This window comes from Nocardia sp. NPDC050697, assembly GCF_040654395.1.
Lineage (GTDB): Bacteria > Actinomycetota > Actinomycetes > Mycobacteriales > Mycobacteriaceae > Nocardia.
Map to the genome: position 1 here is coordinate 124,112 of NZ_JBFAHY010000003.1, position 13,235 is coordinate 137,346.

Annotated in this window: 10 protein-coding genes; 2 read left to right on the plus strand and 8 right to left on the minus strand. The window is 73.6% G+C overall.

The genetic code is table 11. The features are described 5' to 3' along the window. Positions 1 to 140 precede the first annotated feature (140 nt). Positions 141 to 2,171, plus strand: a complete 2,031-nt coding sequence (locus AB0H71_RS12465; RefSeq protein ID WP_357018800.1) for a M13 family metallopeptidase — start codon at positions 141 to 143, stop codon at positions 2,169 to 2,171. Here the strand turns inward: AB0H71_RS12465 and AB0H71_RS12470 are convergent. Next, the gene (locus tag AB0H71_RS12470) at positions 2,158 to 2,910 is read right to left on the minus strand and encodes a methyltransferase domain-containing protein (protein ID WP_357018803.1); all 753 of its coding nucleotides are present in this window, start codon (positions 2,908 to 2,910) and stop codon (positions 2,158 to 2,160) included. The genes AB0H71_RS12465 and AB0H71_RS12470 overlap by 14 nt on opposite strands. A 7-nt stretch (positions 2,911 to 2,917) precedes the next feature. Between AB0H71_RS12470 and AB0H71_RS12475 the strand changes: the two genes are divergently transcribed. Continuing rightward, positions 2,918 to 3,892: an ABC transporter substrate-binding protein gene (locus AB0H71_RS12475; protein ID WP_357018807.1), complete on the plus strand. Its 975-nt coding sequence runs from the start codon at positions 2,918 to 2,920 to the stop codon at positions 3,890 to 3,892. A 1-nt stretch (position 3,893) separates the two neighbouring features. On the opposite strand, the gene AB0H71_RS12480 is transcribed toward AB0H71_RS12475, so the two are convergent. Genes AB0H71_RS12480 through AB0H71_RS12510 form a run of 7 tightly spaced genes read right to left on the minus strand, consistent with a single transcriptional unit; the run spans position 3,894 to position 13,221 of the window. Continuing rightward, the gene (locus AB0H71_RS12480; RefSeq protein WP_357020343.1) at positions 3,894 to 5,363 is read right to left on the minus strand and encodes an MFS transporter; all 1,470 of its coding nucleotides are present in this window, start codon (positions 5,361 to 5,363) and stop codon (positions 3,894 to 3,896) included. An 18-nt stretch (positions 5,364 to 5,381) separates the two neighbouring features. Next, a complete protein-coding gene (locus AB0H71_RS12485) occupies positions 5,382 to 6,146 on the minus strand; it encodes an ABC transporter permease (RefSeq protein WP_357018809.1) in 765 nt (254 codons plus the stop codon). After that, complete coding sequence (locus tag AB0H71_RS12490) at positions 6,143 to 6,913, minus strand: ABC transporter permease (protein ID WP_357018812.1); 771 nt, start codon at positions 6,911 to 6,913, stop codon at positions 6,143 to 6,145. Before AB0H71_RS12490 ends, AB0H71_RS12485 begins: the two co-directional genes overlap by 4 nt. Beyond that, the gene (locus AB0H71_RS12495; RefSeq protein WP_357018815.1) at positions 6,910 to 7,872 is read right to left on the minus strand and encodes an ATP-binding cassette domain-containing protein; all 963 of its coding nucleotides are present in this window, start codon (positions 7,870 to 7,872) and stop codon (positions 6,910 to 6,912) included. Before AB0H71_RS12495 ends, AB0H71_RS12490 begins: the two co-directional genes overlap by 4 nt. Positions 7,873 to 7,923: 51 nt before the next feature. Next, positions 7,924 to 11,160, minus strand: coding sequence for an SDR family NAD(P)-dependent oxidoreductase (locus AB0H71_RS12500; protein WP_357018818.1), 3,237 nt, complete (start codon positions 11,158 to 11,160; stop codon positions 7,924 to 7,926). Further along, positions 11,153 to 12,469 carry a polyketide synthase gene (locus tag AB0H71_RS12505; protein WP_357018821.1) on the minus strand — a complete coding sequence of 439 codons (1,317 nt, stop codon included), beginning with the start codon at positions 12,467 to 12,469 and terminating at the stop codon, positions 11,153 to 11,155. Before AB0H71_RS12505 ends, AB0H71_RS12500 begins: the two co-directional genes overlap by 8 nt. Further along, the gene (locus AB0H71_RS12510) at positions 12,466 to 13,221 is read right to left on the minus strand and encodes an alpha/beta fold hydrolase (protein WP_357018823.1); all 756 of its coding nucleotides are present in this window, start codon (positions 13,219 to 13,221) and stop codon (positions 12,466 to 12,468) included. The genes AB0H71_RS12505 and AB0H71_RS12510 overlap by 4 nt, the downstream gene beginning before the upstream one ends. Positions 13,222 to 13,235: the final 14 nt, after the last annotated feature.

A 13,235-nucleotide genomic window follows, 5' to 3' on the forward strand; every position in this document is an offset into this window, starting at 1 on the left:
CGGGCAACCGGTCTAGTGTATGGGAAACACCTGGACCGGTCGAAATCGGGGTCGCGGGGGTAGCCTCGCGCGGGAAGGGTGCGCCGGTCGGGCGCCGATGACGGGTGCGGCCGGTGGCCGCATCGGATAGGGGAATCCTGGTGACTGCATCCGGCCGGTTGGACCGGCGCGCGTTCCTGGTCGCGCTCGGTGTTGTGCCCGCGGCCGTCTACCTGGCGTCCTGCTCGGCCGAGCCGGCGCCGGTGCGGCTGGCCGGGGTGGACATGGGCGGCGCGGACGACGCCGTCCGCCCGCAGGACGACCTCTACCGGCACGTCAACGGCCGCTGGCTGCGCGAGTTCCAGCTGCCGCCGGACAAGGCGCAGGTCGGCGCGATCACCGAGGCCACCGAGCGCACCGAGCTGCAGCTGCGCGAGCTCATCGAGGGCATCTCCGACCCGGCGCCCGGCTCCGAGGCGCAGCAGATCCGCGACCTCTACGACGCGAGGCTCGACCTGGCCGAGCTGGAGCGGCTCGGGATGACCCCGCTGGCGGGATTGTTCGAGCAGATCGACAGGGCGCCGGGCAAGCCGGAGCTGGCGAAGGTCATGGCCGCGCTGCCGATCGGCGGGCTTATCGGCATGGGCATCGGCATCGACCGGAAGAACTCCACCCAGTACATCCCGAGCATCGGGCAGTCCGGGCTCGGGCTGGACGAGCAGTACTACCGCAAGCCGGAGTTCGCCGAGGACCTGGCCGGCTACCAGACCTACCTGCAGAAGGCCGCCGCGGGCGCCGGGCTGCCGGACCCGGCCGGGCTGGCCGAGCGCCAGCTCGACCTGGAGAAGCGGATCGCCGCCGCGCACTGGGACAATGTCCGGCTGCGCGATACCGACGCCACCTACAACCTCATGTCCTGGAGCGAGCTGACCGCGCTCGCGCCGCAGTTCGACTGGGAGCCGTGGCTGGCCGGGAACACCGACCGGCCGAAGTCGCTCTTCGAAAAGTTCGTGGTCGGCCAGCCCTCCTTCGTGACCGCGGCGGGTGCGCTGTGGGCCGAGGTGGATATCGCGGTCTGGCGCGAGTACCTGAAGATGAGCGTCATCCAGGCGTACGCCCGGTTCCTGCCCGCCGCCATCGCGGACGCCCGCTTCGACTTCTTCGGCAAGCAGCTCAGCGGGCTGGAGCAGAAGCCGGAGATGTGGAAGTCGGCGGTCGGGGTGGTCGACTCCAACCTGGGCGAGCAGCTCGGCAAGCTGTACGTGGAGAAGCACTTCCCGGCCGAGGCCAAGGAGCGCGCGCTGGTCATGGTCGACGACCTGATGGCGGCCTACCGGGACACCTTCACCAACTCGTCCTGGATGTCCGAGCCGACCAGGAAGGAGGCGCTGGCCAAGCTGGCCAAGATCGACACCAAGATCGGCTACCCGGACAAGTGGGTGGACTACTCCACGCTGCAGATCACTCGCGGCAAGCTCATCGAGTCGCTGCTGGCGGTGAACGCCTTCGAGGTCAAGCGGGCCTTCGCCCGGCTCGGCACGCCGGTGGACAAGAGCGAGTGGGCCATGTCGCCGCAGACGGTGAACGCCTACTACTCGGCGACCACCAACCAGATCGTCTTCCCCGCCGCCTACCTGCAGCCGCCGTTCTTCGACAAGGACGCGCTGGACGCGGTGAACTACGGCGCGGTCGGCTCCACCATCGGCCACGAGATCGGGCACGGCTTCGACGACCAGGGCGCCAAGTACGACGGCGACGGCAACCGCCGCGACTGGTGGACCCCGGAGGACCTGGCCGCCTTCGAGGCCAAGACCGACCAGCTGGTGGCCCAGTACGATGTGCTCGTGCCGGAGGGGCTGGAGCCGAGCCAGCACGTGGACGGCCGGTTGACGGTCGGCGAGAACCTGGCCGACGTGCGCGGGCTGCAGATCGCCTTCGTCGCCTACCGGATCGCCGCCGCGCGCGCCGGGGTGCAGCCGGACTACCGCACCATGTTCTTCTCCTGGGCCCGCAACTGGCGGGAGAAGGTGACCGAGGCGGCCATGGTCCGCGGGTTGCAGGACACGCACGCGCCCGGCGAGTTCCGCTGCAACCAGGTGGTGCGCAATGTCGCGGAGTTCTACCAGACCTTCGACCCGAAGGACGGCGACAGGCTCTTCCTGCCGGAGGACCAGCGGGTCAGCCTGCTCTGAGTTCGGCGACCAGCAGGCGGTAGCCGAGGTCGAGCTCGGTGCGGCCGAGCAGGGCGGCGTGGCGGCGGTGCCAGCTCCCGTCGGCGAGGTCGGCGGCGAGCCGGTCCAGGCCGGTGCGGAGCTCGGGCTCCGGGGTCAGGCTGAACATGGAGGCGCCCGCCCGGACCAGCGGGTCCAGGTACGCCTCGGGGCGGCGCCAGAAGGCGCCCGCGAAGCCGTCGGCGCAGTCCCACGGCACCGGCACCGGGTGCACGGCCGCGCCGAGCCGCGCGGCGACCTCGGCGATCGGCACCGCGAGCGCGGCGTCGGTGGCCGCGGCGGCGGGCAGGTACTCGCGGAGCAGCCAGAAATCGGCGGTGACGGTGTGGTCCCAGGTGAGCACCACGACCCGCTCGCGAGCCACCCGGCGCAGCTCGGCCAGCCCGGCGGCGACGTCGGCCCAGTGGTGCACGGTGAGCACCGCGAGCGCGGCGTCCACCGCACCGTCGCGCAGCGGAAGGGCCTCCGCCAGGCCGCGGACCGCGGGCGCCGCGCCGGGCGGGCGCTGCGCGATCATCACCGCGCTCGGCTCGACGGCGAGTACCGTGCCGGGCGGCTCGTAGGAGCCGGTGCCGGCGCCGACGTTCAGCACGGTGCGCGCGGAGCCGAGCGCGGCGCGCAGCCGGGCCGCGATCCGCGGGTCGGGGCGGCGGGTGGCGGTGTAGGTGCGACCGGTGCGGTCGTAGCGAGCCTCTGCCATCGATGGAGTGAAGCAGACCGCGGGGCGCGGCGCCCACGACCCGGATCCACCGGGCACCCCGCCCGGAACGGAGGGAGACGCGGTGCGCATCGCGGTGCTCGTGGCGGCGGTCCTGCTGCTGGCCGGTTGCCAGCTGCCGGAGCGGAGTGGGGAGCGGGCGGTCACGGTGCCGCACGCCCAGGGCGAGACCGTGGTCGAGCGGACCCCGGAGCGGGTGGTGGCGCTCGGCCCGCAGTGGACCGACGCGGCGCTCGCCATGGGCGTGGTCCCGGTGGGGCGGCTCACCGACGCGGCGGGAACGACGCCGCCCTGGCAACCGGCCGCCGGGCCGTCGACCACCGCCATCGACCCGGCTGAACCACTGGACCAGCAGGTGAAGGAGCTGCGGCCGGAGCTGATCCTGCTGGAGGGCGCACTGGCCGCGCCGCGCACGTACCTGGAGATGACCGCCATCGCGCCGACCGTCCCCGCGCTCGGCACCGCGCCGGTCGGGCGCTGGCGCGACCAGGTCGGCGTGCTCGGCGCGGTGCTGCGCGAGCCGGACGAGGCCGCCGAGGTGATCGCGGCGGTCGACCGCCGCCTCGACCGGTTGCCCGGGGTGCGCGGCCGGACCGTCGCGGTCGCCTGGCTGGCCGGGCCCGGTCAGCTCATCGTGTCCACCGACCCAGCCGGGCCCGCCCTGGAGATCTTCACCCGGCTCGGCATGCGGCTGCCGGACGCGCTCGCGGCGCTCCCCGCCGACCAGGGCCGGGTGGTGCTCCCGGCGGACCGGCTCGCCGAGCTGAAAGCCGACGTCGTGGTCATCGGCCACTCCCCCGAGACCGGGCTGGACGCCACCGCACTGCCGGGCTACGACGGGCTGAAGGACAGCGCGGTGCTGCTCAGCCCCGTCGAGCTGGCCGGGCTGGAGTACCCGACCGCGCTCTCGGTCCCCTACCTGCTCGACCGCCTCGAACCGGCGCTGCGGAGAGCCGCGGGCTGAGTCAGGGGGCGGCGACTGCGCGCAGCTCCTCGGCCTCGTCGCGCACGTAGTCGTCACCGCCGAACCAGGACGCAACGGCGGCGAGGAACATCATCACGGCGGCGGTGACGAAGACCATGACGAGCCCGGTGTGGAAGGGCCCGGTGATGAGGTTCGGGAAGAACTCCTGCCCGGTGAGCACCTCGGCGTTCACCCCGGGGCGGTCCAGCTCCCCGGTGGGGCCGAGCAGCTCGCGGATCGGGTTGAAGCCGAGGAAGGCGGCGAAGAGGCTCGCCACCGGCGGCAGGCTCGCGACCTCGCCCGCGGCGCCCGCCGAGACCCCCTGCGCCTGCAATCCGTCATTCAGCGCGGCGGGCAGGGTGGCGGCGAGCCCGACCACCATGAGCGAGAAGAAGATGCCGAGCGAGAGCGCGTTGCCGCCGTTGAAGAGCGTGCCGCGCATGCCGGAGGCGGCGCCGCGCTGGGCGGCGGGCACGCTGGACATGATGGTCGCGGTGTTCGGCGAGACGAAGAGCCCGCTGCCGATGCCGTTCAGCAGCACGACCAGCGCGAACACCCAGTAATTGAAGTCGACAGGGATGAGCAGCAGGGCCAGGAAGGTGAGCCCGGTGAGCACCGCGCCGCCGGTGGTGAAGGTGCGCGGGCCGTAGCGGTCGGAGAGCCAGCCCGCGAGCGGCCCCGCGGCCAGGAAGCCGACGGTGAGCGGCAGCAGGTAGATCCCGGCCCAGAGCGGGGTCGACTCGTAGTCGTAGCCGTGCAGCGGCAGCCAGATGCCCTGCAAACAGATGATCAGCATGAACTGCAGCCCGCCGCGGCCGATGGCGGCCATCAGGTCGGCGAAGTTGCCGAGCCCGAAGACCCGGTCCCGGAAGAGCGTGAGCTGGAACATGGGGTCCGGCACGGTCGCCTCGACCACGCAGAACGCCACCAGCAGCAGCACCCCGGCCAGCACCGCGCCGAGCACCCACGGGCTGAGCCAGCCGGTGGGGTGGCCGCCGTAGGGCTGGATGCCGTAGGTGATGCCGGTGAGCAGGGCGGTGACCCCGAGCCCGAAGGTGAGCGTGCCCGCCCAGTCGACCCGGCCCGCGGTGCGCACCCCGACCTCGTGCAGCGAGCGGTACGACCACACCGCGGCGACCATATTGATGCCGAGCGCGGTGCCGCGCTGCCTGGCCGGGAAGGCGTCGGTGAGGATCGCCGACGAGTTCGCCATCAGCATGGCGCCGCCGATGCCCTGCACCACGCGCCAGACGATGATCCAGAGCGCGCCGGACCCGCCGTGGAACGGATCGATGGAGAGCGCGACGGCCGAGACCGCGAAGACCGAGAAGCCCAGGTTGTAGATGCGTACCCGGCCGAAGAGGTCGCCGAGCCTGCCGAACATCACCACCAGCACGGAGAGCAGCACCCCGAGCGTGGTGTTGGTGAGCACGATCCACCGGTAGTGCGGATGGTCGCGGTCGTACCGCAGCCTGCGGCTGGGGTCCGCTCAGCTCCGGGCCGCCGCCCGGTAGCCGCGCACCGCGAGGAAGCCGAAGACCGCGGTGAGCCCGACCGACCAGGCAACGGTCTGGGCAAGCGGGGCCGCGACCGGCCCGCCGAGCAGCAGCCCGCGCATGGCCTCGACCGCGCAGCTGATGGGCTGGCCGCGCACGATCGGCTGCAACCACCCGGGGTAGTTCTCGACCGGGACGAACCCGGAGTTGAAGAACATGGCGAGCAGCAGCACGGCGGCGAAGATCTGCACCACCTTGTCGCCGATGGCGCTGACCCCGACCACGATCACCATCGGGGTGAAGCCCGCGATCACCAGCACCGGGACCAGCAGCGCGCCGAGCGCACCGAGCGCACCCTCGTGGAAGCGCAGCCCGAGCAGCACGCCGACCAGCACGACAACGACGGTGGCGGCGAGCGCCCGTGCGCACTCGGCGAGCAGCCGGCCGATCAGCCCGGCCGAGCGGCTGATCGGCAGCACCCAGAAGCGGCGCAGCAGCCCGCTCTGCCGCTCGCCGTAGAGCGAGAGCCCGGTGCCGGTGGCGCCGTACATGGCGCCCGCCACCGCGATCATCGGCACGAAGCCGTAGATCGGCTCGGCGCCGCCGGGCGGGGTGAGCGACCTGCCGAGCACCAGCTCGAACATGAGCAGCAGCAGGATCGGCAGCAGCAGCGTGGTGGTGAGCACCTCCTGCTGCCTGCTCCAGCGCCGCAGCAGCCTGCCGGTCTCGACCAGGCTCTGATCGATCAGGGTGGTCACCGCCCCCGCCTCCGCTCCACTCGAACGGCCGCGACGGCGGCCAGCAGTACCAGCCCGGCCACCCAGGCCGTCGCCACCGCGGTGGTCGCGGTGGCCCTGCCCTCGGCCAGCTCGCGCAGCGCACCGGCCACCTGGGAGACCGGCTGGTTCCGCACGAAGGGCTGGATCCAGCCGGGGAACCCCGCCGCCGGGACGAACCCCGTCGACATCATGAGCAGCAGCAGCTGCGGCGCGAAGAGCACCGTGGCGCCCAGCTCCGGATTGGCGGTCGCGGTGCCGAGCGCGTCGGCGGCCAGGATGACGGCGGTGCCGAAGGCCAGCGTGAGCAGCACGAAGGCGAGCGTGGAGCCGAGCCCGTGGAAGCGGAACCCGAAGAGCGAGCCGACCACCAGCGCCCCGGCCAGCGCGGCGAGCGCGCGCACCAGGTTGGCCGAGATGCGCGCGGCGGGCGGCACCCAGGCGCGCACCGGCATGGCCCGGAGCCGCGTGCCCATGCCGCCCTTCACCTCCCTGGCCGCACGGTCACCGGCGAACATGGCGGTGAAGAACATGGCCTGCACCACGATGAGCGGCGCCAGGTACTGCGCGTAATCGATGCCGCCCGCCTCCATGGAGCGGCGCAGCGGCACGTAGATACAGACGAAGAAGGTGAGCGGGGAGGCGAAGGCGAGGATCAGGTCACCCTCGCGCAGCGCGGCCCTGATGCCGCGCTCGCTGAGCGCGGTCCACTGCAGGCTCGCCGGTACCCGCTCCAGCGCGGCCGTCACGCGGGCACCTCGGCGGGCTTCCTGGTCAGCTCGATGAAGACCTCGTCCAGCGAGGGGCGGCGCAGCCCGATATCGATGAGCGGGATACCGGCCGCCTCCAGCCTGCGCAGCGCCTCGGCGAGGGTGGCGGCGCCGTCCGGGGCCGGGATGGAGACCCGGTCCGCGGTCGCGGCGACGGTCGGCGTGCCGAGCCCGGCGAGCACCTCGGTGGCCGCGGCGAGCTGGGTGATGTCCTCCGGCACGACCTCGCAGAAGCCGGCGCCGGAGCGCGCCTTGAGCTGGTCGGCGGTGCCCTCGGCGATCACGGTGCCGCGGTCGACCACGATGATGTTGTCGCTGAGGACATCGGCCTCCTCCAGGTACTGGGTGGTGAGCAGGATGGTGACGCCCTGCTCCTTGAGCTCGCGCACCAGCGTCCAGAGGCTCTGCCTGGAGACGGGGTCCAGCCCGGTGGTCGGCTCGTCCAGGAACACCACCTCGGGCGGGCGCACCAGGCCGCAGGCGATATCGATCCGCCTGCGCATGCCGCCGGAGTACTGCCCGACCCGCCGGTCCGCCGCCTCCTCGAGGTCGAAGCGGGCGAGCAGCTCGTCCGCCTTGGCCCGCGCGGCTCTGCGGCGCAGCCCCATGAGCCTGCCGAAGAGCACCAGGTTCTCCCGGCCGGTGAGCATCTCGTCCAGCGCGGCGTACTGGCCGGTGAGCATGATCGAGCCGCGCACCGCGTCGGGTTCGCGCACCACGTCGTACCCGGCGACGGTGGCGCGGCCGGAGTCCGGGACGACCAGGGTGGCGAGCACCGACACGGTGGTGGTCTTGCCCGCGCCGTTCGGCCCGAGCACCCCGAGCACGCTGCCCGCCGGGACGCTGAAGCTGATCCCGCGGAGCGCGTGGACGTCGCCGAAGCGCTTCTGCACCGCGTCGACCACGATGGCCGGATCGCCCTGGCTACTTCCTGTCACGTCGTGCTTCCCTTTCCGGAGATGTCCCGGCCGCTCCGGCCGGGGTGGTGCTCAGCCGAGCAGGGCGACCACGTCGTCCAGCGAGGCGCCACCGAGGATGGCGGTCACCGGGAGGTCGCGGCGGAGCTCGGCTTCGATGCGCTTGCGCAGGTCGAGTGCCTGGAGTGAGTCGAGGCCGAGGGCGACCAGCGGGGTGGTGCCGTCGATGTCGTCGGTCGCCTCCATGCCCATGACGGTGCGCAGGGCGATGCGCACGGACTCCGCCGTGTCGGCGGGGGTTGCCGTTCCGGGTGCGCCGGGGGTGGCAGGCGCGGCTCCCGCGACGGCAGGTGTGCCGGTCGCGGCTCTCGGGGCGCCGGTCGCGGAGCCGGTGGCGCCGGTCGGGCCAGAATTCGGTCCGGCCGGGATCGGGTCGTCGAGTTCGAGGTCGGCGAAGAGCGGGGCCATGCCGAAGACGCCGAAGAGGTCGGCGACGCGGGTCCAGTCGGCGGCGGCGACCAGGGCATTGCCCGGGTCGGCGGCGAAGCCCGCCGCGGTGGCGGCGGCCGGGTCCATGGGCAGCAGCCCGGTGCCGGTGATGGCGGCGAGCGCGTCGTCCTGGTCGGCGCCTACCGCCCGCCACAGCCCCCACTGCACCGAGCTCACCGCGATGCCGTCGGCGCGGTACCCCGCGGCGGCGGCGTCGAGCAGCCGGTTCACCGCGGCGTAGACGAAGTGGCCGCGGCCGCCGATGGTGGCGGAGAGCGAGGAGCAGAGCACGAACCGCGCGTCCGCGGTGCGCGGCAGGTGCCGCACCAGGTGCGCCAGCGCGGCGCTCTTCGGCAGCGCGGCGGCGCGCAGTGCCGCCGGGGTCGGGGCGGTGGCGGCGGCGTCGTAGTCGACGGCGGCGTGCACCACGAGATCGACCGGCCTGCCGTCGAACTCGGCGGCCAGCTCGCGCACCGCGCCCTCGTCGGTGACGTCGCAGGCGCGGACCACGATCTCGGTGGCGCCGAGTTCGCGCAGCTCCTCGACCCTGGCCCTGGCCTGCGGTGCGCCGCCCGAGCGGCTCACCAGGGTGACCCGCTTCGCACCCGCCCCTGCGAACCGCTCGGCGAAGTCGAGGCCGAGTTTGCCGGTGCCGCCGACGATCACGACCTCGGTGCGGGCGGTGAGATCGAGCGGTTCGGCGGCGTCGGCGGCGACGAGCCGCTTGGCGTACACCTTGCCCGCGCGCACCGCGAGCTCCGGCTCACCGGCCGCGTGCACCGCGCCGACCAGCGCCTTCGCCTGGTCGTCCGGTGTGCCCGCGGCGGGGAGGTCGAGGTGGCGCAGCGCGGTGCCGATGTGTTCGGCGGCGAGGCAGCGGAAGGCGGCCTGCGCGGCGGCGTGGAACGGTTCGGGGGTCTCGCCGTCCAGGACGGCCTCGCCCCCGGCGGTGACCAGCCAGATGTCCTTCGCCCCCGCGTGCTCGGCGAGCAGGCCGGGGAGCGCGGTGAATTCGGCGAGCGCCTCGACGGCGCTGCCCGCGGCGCTCCCGATCGCGACGCCCCCGGCCGCGACGCCCCCGATCACGGCGGCGCTGGCTGCGGCGACACCGGCCGCGTCGTCCGCACCGTGCACCCCTGCGCCGGGCAGCTCCGTGAGCGGGCCGACCAGGCTGCCGCGCAGGGCGGGCGGGACCAGCACGACCAGCGTGTCGTACCCGGACTCCGCGGTGCGATCCACCACGGTCGCCCCGTGCCGCGGCGCGGCCGACTCCAGTGCGGTGACCAGGTCACCACACTGCCCGCTGTAGTCGAGCACCGCGATCGTGCGCGGCGGCACCAGCTTCCGCTTGCCGAGCGGCTTCCAGCGCTCCACCAGCCGGTGCACCGGCGCGGCGGCGGGCTCCGGCTCGGCCGGCCGCGCGCTGTAGTCGTGCACCGCCCACAGGTGCTTGCCCGCGGTGACGGTGTGCGGGAAGTCGAGCAGCGGCAACCGGTTCGGGCCGTCGACGCGCAGCGCGTCCCAGCGGTACCCGGTGTCGGAGACGGCGACCTGCGCCACCGCGCGGGTGAATTCGCGCAGGTCGGTGGCGGTGCGCCGGGAGGTGCCGAGCACCTGGAAGTCGCGCTGCGTGGCGGCGGTGCCGAGGTTCTCCAGCAGGGCGAGCGCCAGCGTCGGGTGCTCGGAGATCTCCACGAAGGTGTCGATGCCGCGCTCGACGGCGAGCCGCACGGCCTGGTCGAAGCGCACGGTATTGCGCAGGTTCCAGTACCAGTAGTCGCCGACCGGCAGGTCCGCGGTGAGTGCGGCGCCGAGGGTGGCGCCGATGCACTCGACCGGCCCCTCGGTGAAGCTCGGCCGGTCGAACTCGGCGACCAGCGCGGGATCGCAGAAGGTGGAGCGGAACTCGCTGACCAGCGAGGTGTGCGCGGGGTAGGCGACCCGGATCTCCTTGGCGAAGGTGCCCTGCGCGGTGAGTTCGGCGACGATCTCCGCGAGCACCGGCTGGTCGCCGCCGATGACGAGCACGTGCGCCGAGTTGATCACCGAGAGCTCGGCGAAGCCGGAGGTGCGGGCGAGCAGCGCCTCGCAGGTGTCCCGGTCGACGCCGAGCACCGCCATGGAGAAATAGCGCTCCTCCGCGCGGAAGCGCACGCCGAGCCCGTCGACCAGGGTGCCGCGCAGCGTCACCACCCGGACGGCGTCGGCCAGCGTGAAGCTGTCCGAGATGACGCCGGCCGCGATCTCGCCCTGGCTGTGCCCGATCGTCGCGCTCGGCTCCACCCCGGCGGCCCGCCACATGGCGGCCAGCCCGAGCATCTGCATCATGAGCGCGGGCTGCACCACCCGCAGCCGCTCCTCGCCGTCCTGGCTCTCGTCCAGCAGGTAGGTGAGCGGGGAGACGTCGAAGAGCCGGGTGAAGACCTCCTCGGCCTCCTCCACCGCCGCCCTGAAGACCGGCGAGAGTTCGTAGTACATCCGCCCCATGCCCGCGCGCTGGCTGCCCTGGCCGGGGAAGGTGTACCCGACCCGGCGCGCGATGGCGGGTTTGCCGCCCGCCATCACCGCCGGGTGCGGGCTGCCCGCAGCCACCGCGGCCAGCGCGCCGAGCAGCTCGTCGCGGCCGGTGACCATGACCAGCACCCGGTGGCGGCGGGGTGTCCTGGTGCGGAAGAGCATCTCCGCCACCGCGTCCGGGGTCACCGCGGGGTGCGCGAGCAGGTAGCCGCGCAGCGCGGCGGCCTCGGCGCGTAGCGTCTCCGCGCCGTCGGAGGAGAGCAGCACGGGGGTGCTGCCGTCGGGGAGCCGGTAGTCAGCCATGGGGGTCCTCCTGGAGCGCGGGCATGGCCACGATCGCGTGGGCGTTGGTGCCCGCGACCCCGAACGAGGAGACGGCGGCGTAGCGCACGCCGTGGATCGGGGTCCAGGGGCTGAGCTCGGCGGCGAGCCGCAGGGTGGTGGCGTCCCAGTCCACGTCGGGCGTCGGGCGCTCGGCGTAGCGGGTCGGCGCTATGGCGCCGTGCAGGCCGCTGAGCAGCACCTTGATCAGCCCGAGCATGCCCGCCGCGGCCTGCGCGTGCCCGGCATTGGACTTCACCGACCCGAGCAGCGGGCCGTCCGCGCCGGGCGCGCCGCCGCCGTAGACCGCGGTCAGCGCCGCCAGCTCCAGCGGGTCGCCGACGGCGGTGCCGGTGCCGTGGCCCTCGATCATGGCGACGTACTCCGCCGGGATCCCGGCCGCCGCCAGCGTGGTCCGGATGAGCCGCTCCTGCGCGGCGCTGCTCGGCACCGCGATCGGCGCGCCGCCGCCATTGTGGTTCACCCGGGTGGCGAGCACCCGGCCGTAGATCCGGTGCCCCTCGGCGCGAGCCCTGGACTCCCGCTCGAGCACGACGACCCCCGCGCCCTCGCCCCACAGGGTGCCATTGGCCTCGGCCGAGTACGGCATGCAGCGGCCGTCGGGGGTGAGCGCATTGGCCTTGGAGAACTCGTAGAACCCGGCGGGCGAGCCGAGCACGCAGACCGCGCCGGCCAGCGCCCACTCGCACTCCCCCGCGCGGATGGCGTTCGCGGCCAGGTGCACCGCGGTGAGCGACGAGGCGCAGGCGGTGTCGGTGTGGATGGAGGGCCCGATCAGCCCGAGCGCGTGCGAGATCCGGCCCGGGATGGCGCCGTAGGCGGAGCCGGTGGCCCGGTAGCCGGTGTACTCGTTGACCTCGGCGGCGTGCGGCCCGTAGTCGGTGTGCGAGGCGCCCATGTAGACGCCGACCTCGGCGCCGGCCAGGCTCGCCGGGTCGATCCCGGCGTTCTCCAGTGCCCGCCAGGCCACCCGCAGCCCGACCCGCTGCTGCGGGTCCATGGCCACCGCCTCGCGCGGGGTCAGCCCGAAGAAGGCGGGGTCGAAATCGCCCGCGTCGGCGAGGAATCCGCCCGCGTCGGCGACCCGGCCCCAGCCCTCGCGCTCGCCGAGCCGGAGCAGCTCGCCGAGCCTCCAGCCGCGGTCGCGCGGGAACGGGCCGGTGAGATCGCGGGCTTCGGCGAGCGCGGCCCAGTAGCCGCCGAGGGTGTCGACGCCGCCGGGCGCCGCCACCGCCATGCCCGCCACCACGACCGGATCGTGCTCGGTCATCGCGGGTCACCCGGCTCGGCGGTGAGCGCCTCGGCGATATCGGCGACGTGGTCGTGCAGGTAGAAGTGGCCGCCGTCGAAGAGCGAGACCTCGATCTCCCGGTCGCTGTGCTGCTGCCACGAGTACAGGTGGCCGATGGTGACGAACTCGTCGTCGCTGCCGCCCATGGCGTGGATGTGGCTGCCGACGGTGACGTCCTTGTCGCAGGTGTAGGCGTCGAAGGCGGCGTAGTCGGCCTTGAGCGCGGGCAGCGACATCCGCATGAGCTCGCGGTTGCCGAGCACCTCGGCGCCGGTGCCCTGCAGCCCGCTCAGGTGGTCGAGCAGCTCCTCGTCCCCGGTGGGGTGCGGCGGCATGTCGGCGACCTGCCAGGGCGCCACCGCGCCGGAGACCCCGAGCAGCCGCACCGGCAGCCCCGCCCGCTCCGCGAGCCGGGTGAACTCGAAGGCCACCATGGTGCCCATGCTGTGCCCGAAGACGGTGAGCGGCGCGCCGGTGTTCAGCGGCGAGGCCGTGTACTCGGCGAAGGCCCCCTCGGCGAGCTCCACGATGGAGGTCGCCGCCGGCTCGTGGCCGCGGTCCTGCCTGCCCGGGTACTGCACCAGCCCGACGTCGAAGTTCGCGCTCAGCGCCTTGGAGAACGGGCGGTAGGTGGAGGCCCCGCCGCCCGCGTGCGGGCAGATCACCAGCGGGGTGGCGTCCGCGCTGCGCGGCCTGTGGAACTTCCGGATCCAGCCCGGTGCGGTTGCCATTGCTTCTCTCCCTT

Excerpts from the sequence above, each read along its gene's own strand:
- AB0H71_RS12470 (WP_357018803.1), bottom strand. The coding sequence starts at position 2,910 with ATGGCAGAGGCTCGCTACGACCGCACCGGTCGCACCTACACCGCCACC.
- AB0H71_RS12500 (WP_357018818.1), bottom strand. The coding sequence starts at position 11,160 with ATGGCTGACTACCGGCTCCCCGACGGCAGCACCCCCGTGCTGCTCTCC.
- AB0H71_RS12505 (WP_357018821.1), bottom strand. The coding sequence starts at position 12,469 with ATGACCGAGCACGATCCGGTCGTGGTGGCGGGCATGGCGGTGGCGGCG.
- AB0H71_RS12510 (WP_357018823.1), bottom strand. The coding sequence starts at position 13,221 with ATGGCAACCGCACCGGGCTGGATCCGGAAGTTCCACAGGCCGCGCAGC.